Below are 14,843 nucleotides of genomic sequence, written 5' to 3' on the forward strand. Positions count from 1 at the left end.
CTCATCCGATAAAAGGTGAAGATGGAAAGTGTGAGATTCGTGTGGCCCGCGGTTCTGGTCATCGCGGGCCTGAACGTGCTTATGCTGTTCATGACCGTGGCGCTCAGGCTGGTGCGCTCGGTCCGGGAGAGGAGACTCCAGGCGCTCCTCAAGGAGGCCGAATCGCTTTTGGAAGGGTTTCTGGCCTCGGATGCGAACCGGGACGGGCTGAGGGTGTTCGCCGATCGCCATCCGGGTGTACTTGCATCGGCCATGGTCGGATATCTTTCGATGATGCGCGGTGCCGGGCGGGAAGGCCTTGAGAATCTCGCGGCGGAACTCGGACTGGTGGACCGCTACCTCGCTGAGCTCTCGTCCCGCAACCGCTGGCGCCGGGCCAGGGCGGCGGAGAACCTCGGGTATCTGGGCGGTCCCGAGGTCGTAGGTCCACTCTCGGGGCTGCTCTCCGATGGAGATGAAACAGTGAGGGCCGTCGCAGCTCGCGCGCTGGCGCGCATCGGCACGCAGGAAGCCGCAAGGAGCCTGGTCCACAGCCTGGGGGACCCCTCGGACCTCACCCGGCTGCGGGTGGCAGAAAACCTGGAGCGGCTCGGTCCTCTGGCCGTGGCACCCCTGATCGAACGCTTACGTTCCGGGGAGGAGAGGGCCTCTGCGATGGCGGCGCGCATCCTCGGGAACCTGCGCGCCCGGGAGGCCACGCCCGCGCTCCTGCAGGCCGCACGCGACGGCGAGGGCGTGGACCTGAGAGCCCAGGCCGTTCTCGCCCTCGGCCGGATAGGAGATCCGGAATACGTACCCCTGCTGCTCGCTGCCGCCCGGGACCAGGAGTGGCCCGTGCGCGCGCAGGCCGCCAACGCCCTGCGCATGATCGGGGACGTCTCTGCCATCCCGCAGCTCGAGCGCATGGTCTCGGATCGGGAGTGGTGGGTGAGGGTGAACGCGGCGCGGGCGCTCGCCGGCCTCGGTCCCGCCGGAGAGAGGGCGCTCGTCAGGGTGTTGGAGGGTCGAGACCGCTTCGCCCGGGATCGGGCGGCGGCCGCGTTGGAGAGCCGGGGCGTGACCGAGAGGATCGTCCAGGACCTCACCCGCTCCGACGAGCGTGGTCGCGAGGCCCGGCGCGTGATCCAGGCCATGATCACCGCCGGGGCGACCCGGCGGTTGCACCGACTGATCGACGATCTGCCCGGCGATGGGCGGCGGGAGCTGGAGAGCATGCTTCGGAGGGATGGGGCATGACCCTCGCACAGTTCCTGCTCGCCGCCAACTACTTCGTGCTGGGCTACTTCCTGCTCATAAACGGCGTCTACGCGCTTCTGTACGTGATCTCGTTCTTCGAGATAGCGGATTACACTCGGCGGGAGGTCTTCTCCGGTTTCCCGGAGCTCTTCGCCTCCAGCTACGCCCCGCCGGTCTCGGTGATCGTACCCGCGTACAACGAGGAGGCCACGATCGCCGAGAGCGTTCGCTCTTTGCTCTCGTTGCGCTACCCGCTGCACGAGGTGGTGGTCGTCAACGATGGCTCTTCGGACGGCACCCTGGAGGTTCTCGGGAAGAGCTTCGACCTGTGGGAGTCCGACCGCCCGGTGAGGAGGCAGCTCGAGACCGCGCCCATCCGCGGTGTCTACGTCTCTTCCGACGAGCGGCTCGTCGTCGTGGACAAGGAGAACGGCGGAAAGGCCGATGCCCTGAACGCCGGCATCTGCGCCGCCGGCTATCCGCTGGTCTGCTGCGTCGACGCGGACATCATCCTGGAGGAGGACGCGTTGCTGCGGGCTGCCAGGCCCGCGATAGAGTACTCCGACGTCGCGGCCGTCGGCGGGATCGTCAGGGTCGCCAACGGCTGCGAGGTGGACTCCGGGCGTGTGGTCGAGGTGCGCACCCCCCGCGAGGTGCTCCCGACGCTGCAGGTGGTCGAGTACCTCAGGGCTTTTCTGGCCGGGAGGACCGGGTGGAGCCGCCTCAACGCCCTGCTCATCATCTCCGGGGCCTTCGGCATCTTCCGACGCAGCGATCTCATCTCCGCCGGGGGTTGCTCGGATGACACGGTCGGGGAGGACATGGAGCTGGTGACGAGGATGCACCGCACCCTGCGCGAGGGCCGGCGCAAGTACCGGGTGGTCTTCGTCCCCGATCCGGTCGCCTGGACCGAGGTTCCCTCCACCCTGCGTGTCCTGCGCCGCCAGCGCGACCGCTGGCACAGGGGTCTGATCGACACCCTCATCCGCCACCGCAGGATGCTCTTCAATCCCCGTTACGGGACGGTGGGGCTTCTGGCGATGCCCTACTACTTCCTCTTCGAGCTCCTGGGCCCGGTGGTGGAGCTTCTCGGGTATGCCACTTTCATCGTCGGCCTCCTGCTCGGCGTGCTCAACGTGCCGTTCGCGCTGGCGTTCTTCGCCGTCGCGGTGGGGTTGGGGTCCCTGCTCTCGGTCGCGGCGGTCTTCATGGAGGAGATGCGGCTGCGGCGGTATCCGCGCTGGACCGACTTCCTGAAGCTCGTCCTCTACGGCGTGCTCGAGAACTTCGGATACCGGCAGCTCAACACCCTCTGGAGGGTTGCGGCCATAGTCTCCTACCTGCGCAGGAACACCGACTGGGGGAGCATGGAACGCCGCGGCTTCGGCCCCGGGGAGCCGGAGAAGGGGCGGTAGGGGACGCTCAGAGCAGCGGTTTTATCCCCCATGCGCTCGTGAGCGAGGAGCCGGGTTCGAGGACGGCCAGCCCGTCCCCGGAGTTGAAGGCGTCCGGTGCGCAGGTCATCGGCTCGACGGCGATCGCGCTCCGGAAATCCTCGCCCGGGAGGGTGTCCGAGGTGAAGAGCTGCACGTAGCGGCAACTCTCCTCCATCCACAGCTCGACGCCCCGGCCACGCCTGGCGTCTTCGAGCCGGACGCGGGTTCTGCCATCGGGGTCGGGCTGGAGGTCGGTGAAGCAGGTGTCGAGCCGCGTCCCCCCGATGGTGCGCGGTTCGCGGAAATCGTAGGGGGCCCCGTCGACGCTCGTGCGACGGCGGGGTATGAGGTTCTCGTCGGTCTCGTAGTACGAGCGGGCCGGCAGGTGCAGGTGTAGATCGTCCACCCTACTCGTGCCGGGCGTGAGGTAGGGATGGTTGCCGATCCCGCAGGGGGCGGGCCCCGGGCCGGGGTTCGCGGCGGTTATGCGCACCGTGAGCCCGTCTTCTTCAGAGAGCGTGTAGCGGGCCTCCAGATCGAGCAGGAAGGGGTATCCCTCCTGCGGATGGAGCCGCAATCCGAGCGAGACTTCGGAGAGGGTGCGCGAGACCAGACGCCACCCCGACCACCGGACGAGCCCGTGCAGCGCGGCGTTGCGGGCGGGTTCGTTCACCGGGAGCTGGTGTTCTTCTCCGGCGAAGGAGTAGCGGCCACCGGCCACCCGGTTCGGCCAGGGGATCAATACTTGCCCACGGGAGGCGGTGCTTGTCTCTCCTTCTCCGAACCCCTGGAGCACCGGCTCGCCCCCTGCCTCGAAAAGGCGCAGTGTAGCACCCACCTCGGTGACTACCGCCCGAAGGCCCTCCCGCTCTATCTCGAACTGCTCTCCGGTCGGAGAGGGATGTCGTGGTGGATGCCGCATAAGGGAAGCATAGATGTCGGTCCGTCTCCCTGCAATGTACGTGTCTGTCACGTGCCGTCCGGCGGGCTAGTAGAATGCTCATCTGACGAGGAAGCGAGGAGGTTTTAGCCTGTATGAAGCGCGAGAGACCGCCTTTCAGGGCCGACCACGTCGGAAGTCTTCTGAGACCCGTAGAGCTACTCGAAGCACGGGAAGACTTCGCCTCCGGGCGTATCACGGCGGATGAGCTCAGGGCCACCGAAGACGAGGCGATAAGGCAGGCAATCAGGATGCAGGAGTCGATCGGCCTGCGCTCCGCCACCGATGGAGAGTTCCGCCGCTCATCCTGGCACATGGACTTCATCTACCAGCTTGGTGGGATCGAGAGGGCTGCGGGTAACCTGAAGGTGAAGTTCCGCAACGAGCGGGGCGACATAGAGTACACCCCGGCCGCCCTCCGGGTGGAGGGCAGGGTGCACCTGGAGCACACCATCTTCGGCGACGACTTCGCTTTCCTCAAAGAGCAGGTGAAGAGCGCGATCCCCAAGCTCACCATCCCCTCCCCGAGCATGGTCCACTACCGGGGCGGACGCGCCGCGATAGACGAGGGCGTCTACCCGGATCTCGAAGAATTTTGGGAGGATCTCGCCTCGGCCTACGCCGGGGAGGTGAGGCGGCTCGGCGAACTTGGCTGCACCTACCTGCAGTTCGACGACACCAGCCTGGCCTACCTCAACGATCCGCGCCAGAGAGAGCACCTGGCGGCCCTGGGCGGGGACCCGGAGCACCAGCACGAGATCTACATCCGCACCATCAACCGGGCGCTCGAAAACCGTCCCGCCGGGATGTCCGTGACCACCCACATGTGCCGGGGAAACTTCCGCTCTTCCTGGGCCGCCGAAGGCGGCTACGACTTCGTCGCCGAGGCCCTCTTCAACGAGCTGGACGTGGACGGATTCTTCCTGGAGTACGACGACGAGCGCTCAGGAACCTTCGAACCCTTACGCTTCGTTCCGAAGGGCAAGATGGTAGTCCTCGGCCTCGTTACCACCAAGCGCGGCGAGCTGGAGGACAAAGATCTCCTGAAGAAGAGGATCGAAGAGGCCAGCCGCTTCGTCCCCATCGATCAGCTGTGCCTCTCGCCGCAGTGTGGTTTCTCTTCTACCGTGGAGGGGAACGACCTGACTCAAGACGAACAGTGGGCGAAGCTCGAGCTCGTCGTCGAGACGGCCAGAGAAGTTTGGGGAGAATGATCGGCGATTCGCCCTTGACTTATTAACAAATATTTGCGAGTATTAACAATCGTCAGAGAGGGTCTTCGAGACAGGAGGTAGAGGATTTGAAGAAGGTAATGCTGTTGGCCGCGATGCTGGCGATGGTGCTGGCTGTGGCCGCCCCGGCCTTCGCGCAGGCTGTCGGGGCGAACACCCAGAGCGGCGGCGCCACCGGCGTGCAGAGCGGCAACAACGACGTGCAGTGCGTGCAGAACGCCGTGCAGCAGGAGGCTGGCAAGGCGCAGTACAACCAGTACGGCAACAACTACAACATCCAGCAGATAGCGCAGACGTGTAACATAAGCGTCACTCAGGTACAGAGCATCATAAGCTCTGTGAGCAGCTCTGCTCCTGCCAGCAGCACGCCGGCCAGCTCCCAGTACTCCAGCAGCAGCGCCGCTTCCAGCGTCGCTTCCGTGAGCAGCGGGGCTTCCTCCTCTGCTGCGGCTGCGACCAGCGTGCTTCCGAACACCGGTGGTGCTTCGGTGGTTGCGCTCGGTGCTGGTGCGCTCCTGGTCGGTGGTGGTCTCGTCGCCCGCAGGTTCATCCGCTAGTTCGGGCTGAGATCTACACAGAGCTTATTGCTCCAGAGAGGGTCGGGAAACCGGCCCTCTCTTTCTGTCTCGTGAGGGTGTATCTGCGCCGGAGAAAGTCATATACTTTGTTGCGACCCCCGTCTCCCGTGCTCGAGGACCTTCTCCTGGCGGGGGTCTCTGTGCCGGAGGAGGCAGGAGGAGAAGCGGCGGATGGGGTATCGGTTTATGCACACGCTCCGGGTGAGGTACTCGGAGATCGACGGCCAGAAGATCGTCTACAACGCCCATTATCTCACCTACCTGGACGTGGCTATAACCGAGTATTTCAGGGGGCTCGGGATAACCTTCACCGGCGCTTCCCCTGATTTCGACATAGCGCTGGTCCGGGCGATGCTGGAGTTCAAGCGGCCTGCGCGTCTGGACGATCTGCTCGACGTGCGGGTCGGTATAAAGTCCTTTGGGAGGTCCAGTTTCGTCGCCGGGTTCCAGATCGTCCACCATGGAGGGGAGGATCCCGTCCTGGAGGCGGAGGTGGTGTATGTCTCCTACTCGCAGGAGGAAGGCAGGGCCGTGCCGGTGCCGGGATGGGTGCGCAGCAGAATCGAGAGGTTCGAGAGGGAGGGCGTATTGCCGGAGCAGAAAGAAGCGGACGATATGTGATTCAATGATAAGAGTATGAGGGTAGGCGTATCCACGTTCGTCACCGATGAGGGTATAAAGCCCGATATCCTGGGTCTGCTGCTCGAAGAGCGCGGTTTCGACTCGTTGTTTGTCGCCGAGCACACCCACATACCGCTCAGCAGGAGGACGCCGTACCCTGGAGGGGGGGAGTTGCCGAGGAAGTACTATCGGACGCTCGACCCCTTCGTCACGCTCACTGCGGCCGCAGCGGCCACCCAGACTCTGATCGTGGGCACCGGGGTGTTGCTCCTGGCACAGCGCGACCCCATCACGACAGCAAAGGAGGTTGCGAGCCTCGACCATTTCTCCGACGGGCGCGTGATCTTCGGCGTCGGGGTCGGCTGGAACGAGGAGGAGATGGAGAACCACGGGACCAACCCCCGTACCAGGGGGCGGCTGGTCAACGAGCGCCTGCGGGCTATGATTGAGATCTGGACCCGGGATTCGGCCGAGTATCACGGGGAGTTCGTCGATTTCGACCCTATAGCCTCCTGGCCCAAGCCGGTCAGCAAGCCCTATCCACCGATCTACGTCGGCGGGGGACGGCGGGCCTTCGCGAGGGTGGCCGAATTCGGGGACGCCTGGCTCGCCAACGGGCTGCCGCCAGAGAGGCTCGCGCCGATGATGGAAGAGCTGCGAAGGGTGGCCGGCAGGGAGGTGCCCGTGACCGTTTTCGGAGCCTCGCGCGAGCGAGAGGTGCTAGAAGAGTACGAGCGGCTCGGCGTCGACCGGGTGTTGCTCGATCTGCCGACCCTACCCGAACCTGAGACCACCGAGCTGCTCGACGAGCTCTCAGGGCTCGTCGACGTTTTTCTGTAATCCGGGCCTCTCCTCCGAGGCTTCACCGGTGCTGCCGGGTATTACACTCTCTTCGTAGGGACCACTGGCGCGGCTGGAGCAAAGACTCTTTCAGAGGGAGATGTCTGGAGCTATGGATCTCAGGCTTTCGGTTTTGGATCTCTCACCGGTCGGCGTGGGGTACGGATCTTCTGAGGCTCTGCGCAACACTTTTGAGCTCGCCCGACTGGCTGACCGCCTCGGCTACGAGCGCTACTGGCTCGCCGAGCACCACAACCTCCCGAGCGTGGCCAGCTCCTCGCCGGAGGTGATGATAGGGCACGTCGCGGACAGGACCTCCCGCATCCGGGTTGGAGCGGGGGGTATCATGCTCCCCAACCACGCCCCGCTAAAGGTGGCCGAGACCTTCCGGGTGCTCGAGGCCCTGCACCCGGGCCGTATAGACCTCGGCATAGGCCGGGCTCCCGGCACCGACCCGGTGACCGCCGCCGCGCTCCGGCGCTCCACCGGTGCGGACGGGGCGGAGGACTTCCCCGAACGCTTCGCCGAACTCCTCGCCTTCGGCGGGGATGGCTTCCCCGAGGATCATCCTTTCGCGGCGGTGCGCGCCGTGCCCGACGACGTGGATCTTCCCCCAATCTGGCTGCTCGGCTCCAGCGGCTACTCCGCACGGGCCGCGGGAAAGATGGGGCTCGGCTACGCCTTCGCGGCGCACTTCAGCCCGGCCGATCCCGCCCCGCCGATGCTCGCCTACAGAGAGAGCTTCGAGCCCTCGGAGGAGTTCGAGCGTCCCTCGGCGATACTCGCCGTCTCCGTCGTCTGCGCCGAGAGCGAGGAGCGCGCCGCGGAGCTCGCCTCCTCGATGCAGCTCGCCTGGGTCAGGATGCGCAGCGGCCGGCCCGGGCCGCTTCCCACGCCGGAAGAGGCCCTGGCTCACGAGTACACGCCGGCGGAGAGGCGCCTCGTCGAGGCGTACCGCTCGATGCAGATCATCGGCACCCCGGAGAGGGTCAGGGAGAGGATGGAGGAGCTCGCGGAGCGCACCCGGGCCGACGAGCTCATGGTCACGACGATGGTCTACGACCACGCCGCGCGGCTGCACTCCTACGAGCTTCTCGCGGGGGTCTTCGGGCTCGCAGGAGCACCGGCCGGGGGGCGGGAGCGGACATGAGACAGATGGACCGGAGATACCCCGACCCTTCGGTGCTCGGTGGGGAGGTGGGGCTGTGGACCTCGATCCTCAACTATCTGCCCGCTTCCCGGGCGAGGGAGGCCGTGGCCGAGGCCGAGGAGCTCGGCTACGGGGCGCTCTGGTTCGGGGAGGCGACCGGACGGGAGGTCTTCACCACCGCCGCGATACTGCTCTCCGCCACCAGTCGGATTCAGATCGCCACCGGCATCGCCAACATCTTCGTCCGTGACGCGTGGGCGACGAACGCCGCGTCGAAGACGCTCGCCGAGGCGTATCCGGGACGGTTCGTCCTCGGGATCGGGGTGAGCCACCGGCCGCTCGTCGAGATGCGCGGTCACGACTACCGCTCGCCGCTCGCGACGATGCGCTCCTACCTGGAGGGCATGCGCCGGGCCCGATTCGACGCCGTAGGACCTGAACGGGAGGCCCCCGTGCTGCTCGCTGCGCTCGGCCCGAAGATGCTCGAGCTCTCCAGAGATCTCGCCGACGGAGCCCATCCTTATCTGGTAACCCCGCAGCATACCGCCTACGCCCGCGAGATCCTCGGGGAAGGGCCGCTCCTCGCCGTCGAGCAGGGGGTGGTCCTCACGGAGGACCGGACGGAGGCTCTGCGCCTCGCCCGCTCGCACCTAAACCGGTATCTCGGGCTTCCCAACTACCGCAACAGCTGGCTCCGCCAGGGCTTCACCGAAGAAGACCTCTCCGGGGAGGGCAGCGACCGCTTCGTGGAGGCGCTCGTCGCCTGGGGAGACGAGGGCAGAATAAGAGAGCGGGTGCACGAGCACCTCGACGCGGGAGCGGACCACGTCTGCGTGCAGGTGATAACCGACCGGCCCGAGGCCGGTCTCGGCAGGGAGTGGCGCGCCCTGGCCCCCGCGCTGCTGGCGTAGCGTCCACCGGTTGACAACTTCTCTCTTCGGGCGTATACCGGCGGGTTGTAAGAAGTGGTGCCAGAAGCGCCGAGCTCCCGGGTGGCACCGGGAGGCGGGGGACCCGATCAGGTGGGCTCAGGGCCCGCCGAGGGGTGAATCGCCCCGGAGCGGGGCGTAGGGCTTCTCTCTTTCGGCCCGAACCCGTCAGCTAACCCCGCAGGCGCCGAAGAAGGAGGAAGAGGAGTGACGGTCCAGCGTAGGTCGTTCCTCAGGCGCATGATGCTCGGGGAGGAGAGGCCTCACACCGAGCGGGAGGAGAAAGTCCTCAACTACGTCGTCCACCGGATAAACGACGGCGCCCCGCTGCACGAGATCGTGCGCGAGGACTACGTGGTGCGCAACTGCTCGCAGCGGGAGATAGACGACATCCTGCGTTGCCCCGAGCTGGTGCGGGCGAGCCGCAGCCGTCTCGAGCGAGCCTTCCTCTCGGGGGAGCTCGCCCCTTCGAGCCTCCGCCGGCGTTTGTAGCTTCGTCGGGGTCTTGAGCGCGGGTCGCCCGCGACGGTTCTCCCGCCGGATGGCCTGCTTTCGCCGGAGGTGATCCCCGGGCAGGGGGATCACCTCCGGCTTTCTTCGTCCTTTCGCCCTATTCTCAGAATTCTCTCAACCTCCGGACTTAATAGGAGGAAGTCCTCCCGCTGGAGGATCGGCGTGAAGAGGTGTCCCACCGGATGAGAGAGGCTGGCTTGGCATGGGATGTTGGCTGAGGATATGGCGAAGGGTGATCTCGCCGATCGGCGCGCTGTCCGCGCTGCTGCTCGTCCTGGCGGCCTGTTCCGGGGCGGGGAGGGTCACCGGCCAGACGTCCCCGGGGACGCTCGCACCTGGGGCACCGCCCGGACTGGAGAAGATAAAGCACGTGATCATCATCATGCAGGAGAACCGTTCCTTCGACAACTACTTCGGCACCTACCCCGGCGCCGACGGCATCCCGATGAAGAACGGGCACCCGGCGGTCTGCATCCCGGACCCGCGCCTGGGACACTGCATCCGACCCTTCCACGACCGCAAGAACCGTGACCTGGGCGGGCCTCACACCGCGACGGACGCCCGAAAGGACATAAACGGCGGCAGGATGAACGGCTTCATCCGTCAGCAGCTCGCCGGGGAGAGCCGGCTGTGCAAGAAGAGCCCGCTGAACCCCCACTGCTCCCACGTAACCCACGACAACCCTCCAGACGTCGTCGGCTACCACACGGCGCGGGAGATCCCGAACTACTGGGCCTACGCCCGCAACTTCGTCCTGCAGGACCACATGTTCGAGTCGAACGCTTCCTGGAGCCTTCCGGCACACCTGTATACGGTCTCGGCGTGGTCCGCGGTGTGCAAGAACGAAAACCCCATGAGCTGCCGCAGCGCCCTGCAGCGCCCGGATGAGCCGCTGGACTTTGCAAAGCGTTTCCCCCGCGCCGTGCCCCCGGTTCAGAAGCATGGAGGCCATCTCAGGCCCCCTGACTACGCCTGGACCGACATAACCTACCTGCTGCACAAATACCACGTGAGCTGGCGCTACTACGTGGCCAGGGGCGCAGAACCCGACTGCCCCGACGGGCAGATGTTCTGCCACAGGACCATGCAGAGCCCGAAGACCCCCGGCATCTGGAACCCGCTGCCGCATTTCGAGACGGTCAGACAGGACCATCAGCTCGGGAACATCCAGAGCACCAGGGCCTACTTCAGGGCTGCGAGGGAGGGGCGTCTCCCGCAGGTGAGCTGGCTCGTCCCGAGCGGCAAGAACAGCGAGCATCCCCCGGCGCTCATAAGCAACGGGCAGGCCTACGTCACCCGGGTGATCAACGCGGCGATGAGGAGCCCGGACTGGAAGAGCACGGCGATCTTCCTCACCTGGGACGACTGGGGAGGCTTCTACGACAACGTCGTGCCCCCCAAGGTGGATAAGATGGGCTACGGCCTGAGGGTACCGGGGCTCGTCATAAGCCCCTACGCGAAGCGCGGATACATAGACCACCAGACGCTCTCGTTCGACGCCTATCTGAAGTTCATCGAAGACCGTTTCCTGGGCGGGCAGCGGCTCAACCCCAAAACCGACGGGCGACCGGACCCGCGTCCGGACGTGAGAGAGGCATTGCCGCAGCTCGGCAACCTGATCCGTGACTTCAATTTCAACCAGAGGCCGCGTCCACCCCTTATCCTCTGCCCGCACCCGAAGACCGATCTCGTGAGCCCGCGTCCGAGGTGGAGCCGGAGTTGAAGAAGCGTCTGCAGAGGCTTGCCTCTGGCGGGGCCGGCTTCGTCGGGCTCGTGTTCCTGGCGAGCCGGGCGCTGTATTTCGCCTCCGGGGAGATCTTCGCCAGGCTCCTCCGGCCGAGCCCCGGCCCTGCAGATACCCGTCCTGCGCACCATCTGGTGCACAACATCTGGGCGAGGTGGGACGGGATCTGGTACTCTTACATCGCGGCGCACGGCTACGAGCGTCATGTCCCACCGGAGGCTGCCTTCTTCCCGTTGCCCTCACTTCTGGCGCAGGTGGCGGTGCACATCTCCGGTGCCCGACCGGCTCTCGAGAACCTGAGCGTTGCGCTCACGGTGATTTCACTGGCGGCCACCCTCTTCGGCTTCTACTGCCTGTACCGCATCGCAGAGGATGGTTGGGGGGAGGGGGTTGCGCGGAGGTCCGTGCTGGCCCTGGCTTTCTTCCCGACGAGCTTTTTCTTCAACGCCGCCTACTCGGAGGGGCTGTTCCTAGCCCTCTCGGCTGGAGCCCTCTGGGCGGTGCGCCTGCGGCGAAACCTGCTCCTGGGGTGCATTCTCGCCGCACTCGCCTCGGCGACCCGTGAGGCCGGGCTCTTCCTGCTCATCCCGCTTCTGGGGTGCTGGATGGGGGGACGCGGGTGGTACGGACTGCGCCGTCTGCCCTATCTGGCGCTCGTACCATCCGGTACGGCGGCCTACATGCTCTACCTCTGGCGCCGCTACGGCGATCCACTGGAGTTCGAGGTGGCAGAGAAAACCCACTGGCACAGAAAGTTCTCCGGTCCCTACGCCTCCTTCCGGGACGCACTCATGCGGGCGATCAGGGGTTGGCGCTGGGTGGTGCACCCGGAGAGCCTGCTCTATGGTCGCGGCTCCCTGCTGCACTCGTTCCTCGCCGCCAACACCTTCTACTTCGGATTTCTCGTTCTGACGGTCGTCCTGCTGGCCGCCGGGATTCTGGTGCTGCCCTGGGACCTCCTGCTCTACAGTGTTTGCCTGACGCTGCTGCCGGCGCTGGATGGCGCCGCCGGGATGCCCCTGATGAGCTTCTCGAGGTTCCTGCTCGCGCCCTTCCCGCTGTTCATCGTGGTCGGAGCCCTGCTGCGCAGCAGGGCTGCGCTGTTCGTCTGGCTCTGCGCCAGCGCAGCCCTCTCGCTCTTTTTCTGCGCCCTCTTCGTGAGCTGGCGGTGGGTGGCCTGAGGTGCTTCAGCTCCGCTGCCGGGACAGCAGCCAGCGGGAGAGCAGATAACCCGCGATGACGACCAGCGCCGCCGCGACGCCATAGGTCAGGTAGTGCATGTACACGTCGATCTCCTGCCAGTGGTTGCGGAGTGCGTACCCGGCGTAGGTGAGACCGGCCACCCACGGCACGCATCCCAAAAACGTGTAAGCGCTGAACCTTGCCAGGCTCATCCTCGCGGCTCCGGCCGGGTAGGAGACGAAGCCCCTGACCAGTGGGAGCATGCGGCAGATGCATACCGTCGCCGGTCCCCGACGCTCGAACCAGCCCTCGGCACGGCTGAGATCCTTCTTCCTTATGCCCACGAACCTCCCGTAACGGAGCACGAGTGCCCTGCCGCCTTTCAGCCCGATGTAATAGGAGGCCCAGGCCCCGACCATGTTGCCCGCCACGCCGGCGGCCACGGCCCAGAAGAACCCCATCCTCCCCGAAGCCGCGAGAAAACCCGCAAAAGGCTGGATTATCTCCGACGGCAGCGGCGCCCCCATGCTCTCGAAGATCATGAGCACGAACGTCGCAACCGGCCCGTAGACCCCGACCGCTGAGAGCGCCTGCTTCGTGAGCGAACCCACCAGAAGGAACGCGAAGGCAACCCCGATCAACACAACCCCCTACCCGAGCCTCCCGACATTGCCCGGTCCGCGCGCACCGAAAATCCTCTCCTCAAGCTCTTCTCTCCCGTACTCTCTTCCGAAAACCCCGGATGAAGGGGCGTCGAACCTCTACAGCTTTACACGTATACCTGAGAGCAGGGTAAGAACAAGCCTCACACACCCCCAGCGCAGAATCTTTAACCAAAGATTTACCTGAATGCCGATGCAGGTACTTGACCCCTCCCCATGGACATTGTAATGTCTTATTTGTCAATATATAAAGTAGAAAAAATATGGAACAGGAGGTATTGTGGCTGATGCTGTAGAGCGTACGCCGCTGGCGCGGGATGTAGGGCGGAAGGTCTCGTTCAGAGACTACTTCATGGTCTCTCTGGCTGCGGGTCTGGGGTACGGCTTTGATGCGTATGCGGTGAACATTTACGGGATCGTGCTCCCCGTGATCGCCGCTGGTTTGGGGGCGAGCGCGGGGTTGATGGGGCTCATCGGCTCGATACAGCTGCTTGGCTACACGATAGGGACGATAGGGTTCGGGATCGCGGCGGACCGGTTCGGGCGCAAGGATACCCTGGGGGCTTCGATACTGCTCTACGGGGCGACGACCACGCTCGGGGGGTTGGTGCACAGCGTTCCATTTTTCGCGGCGATGCGCTTTTTGACGGGTGTGGGTGGTGCCGGGGAGCTTGCGGTGGGAGCGCCGTACACCGCGGAGATGTGGCCGGCGAGATTCCGTGCGATAGGGGTTGGTGGGATAGTGTTCTCGCTGTTCTCTCTCGGCTATATCCTGGCCGGACTGGCGGCGCTCTACATCGTGCCGCGTTACGGATGGGAGTGGACCTTCATCATAGCCATAATTCCGGCGGTGGCGGTGTTTCTGATGCGGTTGCTGATCCGCGAGTCCATACGCTACGTGGTCGAGCGTACCGGGAGCGGTAGTCCCGGCAGGAACCAGGGACGGGTCTGGAGCATCCTGGGAGTGAAGAAGAGGATCGGTATCGGCTGGCTCCTATACGTTGCCAACGCGGTCGGATACTGGAGTCTCTCGCTCTTCCTGACCACATTCATGACCAAAAAGTTCGGTCTTTCGCCGGAGAACGCGATAAAGTATGCCGTCGCCTTCTACACGCTGCAGTTCTTCTTCTCCTACCTGGGGACCGGTCTTTCCGAACTTATCGGTCGCCGTCCCTCCGGCGTACTCGGGGCCTGCATCATGATCGGCGCCACCATCGCCGCGGCGACCGCCGGTTCCATAACCACCTTCGCCGTTTTCGGGGGGATCATGATAGCGATGCTCGGATGGCTGTGGGGGCTCGGAGACACCTACATAGCGGAACTCTTCCCCACCAGGGTGAGAGGAACCTGCTTCGGGATCTCTGTCGGCGGCGGTAGGATCGCCTCGGTCTTCGCCCCGACGCTCGTCGGGGTCGGTATAGATCACTTCGGCCCCACCATCCCGTTCCTCGCCACCGCCGCACTCTGGGTGTTGACCTTCGTCGGTTACCTTCTCGGTCCCGAAACGAGCGGAAAGGAACTGGAGGAGATAGCAGACGGGATGAACGCCACGACCTGACCCGTAGGTACGGGCCGGAGACACTCCGGATATCCGATAAGTTTAATCGGGTTATGTTCTACAATGAAATGTGCACGGCTCATGGAGAATCAGGAAAGGAGGCATTTGAGGAAGATGGCCGAGGTGGAGAAGGAGATACGCGAGAAGGGCTACGCCCATCCGGAGAAGCTGGTCAGCACCCAGTGGGTGGCAGATCACCTCTCCGATACCGAAAACGTGCGC

Annotated in this window: 14 protein-coding genes and 1 riboswitch; of the genes, 12 read left to right on the forward strand and 2 right to left on the reverse strand. The window is 65.1% G+C overall.

Annotation, left to right across the window (positions count from 1 at the left end):
* The first annotated feature begins 21 nt into the window (after nt 1-21).
* Together PJB24_RS14815 and PJB24_RS14820 are read left to right on the forward strand one after the other, a co-directional pair.
* Nucleotides 22-1,236, forward strand: a complete 1,215-nt coding sequence (locus tag PJB24_RS14815) for a HEAT repeat domain-containing protein (RefSeq protein ID WP_273847232.1) — start codon at nt 22-24, stop codon at nt 1,234-1,236.
* Nucleotides 1,233-2,651, forward strand: a complete 1,419-nt coding sequence (locus PJB24_RS14820) for a glycosyltransferase family 2 protein (RefSeq protein ID WP_273847235.1) — start codon at nt 1,233-1,235, stop codon at nt 2,649-2,651. Before PJB24_RS14815 ends, PJB24_RS14820 begins: the two co-directional genes overlap by 4 nt.
* Nucleotides 2,652-2,658: 7 nt before the next feature.
* Here the strand turns inward: PJB24_RS14820 and PJB24_RS14825 are convergent, their stop codons facing one another.
* On the reverse strand, nt 2,659-3,594 hold the full coding sequence (locus PJB24_RS14825) for an aldose 1-epimerase family protein (protein WP_273847238.1): 936 nt from the start codon (nt 3,592-3,594) through the stop codon (nt 2,659-2,661).
* A 113-nt stretch (nt 3,595-3,707) separates the two neighbouring features.
* On the opposite strand from PJB24_RS14825, the gene PJB24_RS14830 reads away from it, so the two are divergent.
* The 9 genes from PJB24_RS14830 (at nt 3,708) to PJB24_RS14870 (ending at nt 12,400) form a co-directional block, all read left to right on the forward strand.
* Nucleotides 3,708-4,826, forward strand: a complete 1,119-nt coding sequence (locus tag PJB24_RS14830) for a 5-methyltetrahydropteroyltriglutamate--homocysteine S-methyltransferase (RefSeq protein WP_273847240.1) — start codon at nt 3,708-3,710, stop codon at nt 4,824-4,826.
* 86 nt (nt 4,827-4,912) lie between these two features.
* Nucleotides 4,913-5,401, forward strand: a complete 489-nt coding sequence (locus PJB24_RS14835; protein ID WP_273847242.1) for an LPXTG cell wall anchor domain-containing protein — start codon at nt 4,913-4,915, stop codon at nt 5,399-5,401.
* A gap of 192 nt (nt 5,402-5,593) precedes the next feature.
* Nucleotides 5,594-6,043 carry an acyl-CoA thioesterase gene (locus tag PJB24_RS14840; protein ID WP_273847244.1) on the forward strand — a complete coding sequence of 150 codons (450 nt, stop codon included), beginning with the start codon at nt 5,594-5,596 and terminating at the stop codon, nt 6,041-6,043.
* A 15-nt stretch (nt 6,044-6,058) separates the two neighbouring features.
* Nucleotides 6,059-6,883 (forward strand): LLM class F420-dependent oxidoreductase, encoded by an 825-nt coding sequence (locus tag PJB24_RS14845; RefSeq protein ID WP_273847246.1) that lies wholly within the window; start codon nt 6,059-6,061, stop codon nt 6,881-6,883.
* Nucleotides 6,884-6,995: 112 nt separating this feature from the next.
* Complete coding sequence (locus PJB24_RS14850) at nt 6,996-8,033, forward strand: LLM class flavin-dependent oxidoreductase (protein ID WP_273847247.1); 1,038 nt, start codon at nt 6,996-6,998, stop codon at nt 8,031-8,033.
* A 5-nt stretch (nt 8,034-8,038) separates the two neighbouring features.
* Nucleotides 8,039-8,944: an LLM class F420-dependent oxidoreductase gene (locus tag PJB24_RS14855; protein WP_273847249.1), complete on the forward strand. Its 906-nt coding sequence runs from the start codon at nt 8,039-8,041 to the stop codon at nt 8,942-8,944.
* Between the two features lie 57 nt (nt 8,945-9,001).
* Nucleotides 9,002-9,164: riboswitch (cyclic di-AMP (ydaO/yuaA leader) on the forward strand.
* Nucleotides 9,165-9,169: 5 nt separating this feature from the next.
* Nucleotides 9,170-9,454 carry a hypothetical protein gene (locus tag PJB24_RS14860; protein WP_273847251.1) on the forward strand — a complete coding sequence of 95 codons (285 nt, stop codon included), beginning with the start codon at nt 9,170-9,172 and terminating at the stop codon, nt 9,452-9,454.
* Nucleotides 9,455-9,707: 253 nt separating this feature from the next.
* On the forward strand, nt 9,708-11,198 hold the full coding sequence (locus PJB24_RS14865) for an alkaline phosphatase family protein (RefSeq protein WP_273847254.1): 1,491 nt from the start codon (nt 9,708-9,710) through the stop codon (nt 11,196-11,198).
* Complete coding sequence (locus tag PJB24_RS14870) at nt 11,195-12,400, forward strand: hypothetical protein (protein ID WP_273847256.1); 1,206 nt, start codon at nt 11,195-11,197, stop codon at nt 12,398-12,400. The genes PJB24_RS14865 and PJB24_RS14870 overlap by 4 nt, the downstream gene beginning before the upstream one ends.
* A gap of 6 nt (nt 12,401-12,406) precedes the next feature.
* Here the strand turns inward: PJB24_RS14870 and PJB24_RS14875 are convergent, their stop codons facing one another.
* A complete protein-coding gene (locus PJB24_RS14875; protein WP_273847258.1) occupies nt 12,407-13,042 on the reverse strand; it encodes a DedA family protein in 636 nt (211 codons plus the stop codon).
* Nucleotides 13,043-13,340: 298 nt separating this feature from the next.
* Here PJB24_RS14875 and PJB24_RS14880 point away from each other — a divergent pair, with 298 nt between their 5' ends.
* Complete coding sequence (locus PJB24_RS14880; RefSeq protein WP_420541966.1) at nt 13,341-14,621, forward strand: MFS transporter; 1,281 nt, start codon at nt 13,341-13,343, stop codon at nt 14,619-14,621.
* The last annotated feature ends 222 nt before the right edge of the window (nt 14,622-14,843 follow it).

Origin of the sequence: Rubrobacter calidifluminis, assembly GCF_028617075.1 — a bacterium.
Lineage (GTDB): Bacteria > Actinomycetota > Rubrobacteria > Rubrobacterales > Rubrobacteraceae > Rubrobacter_E > Rubrobacter_E calidifluminis.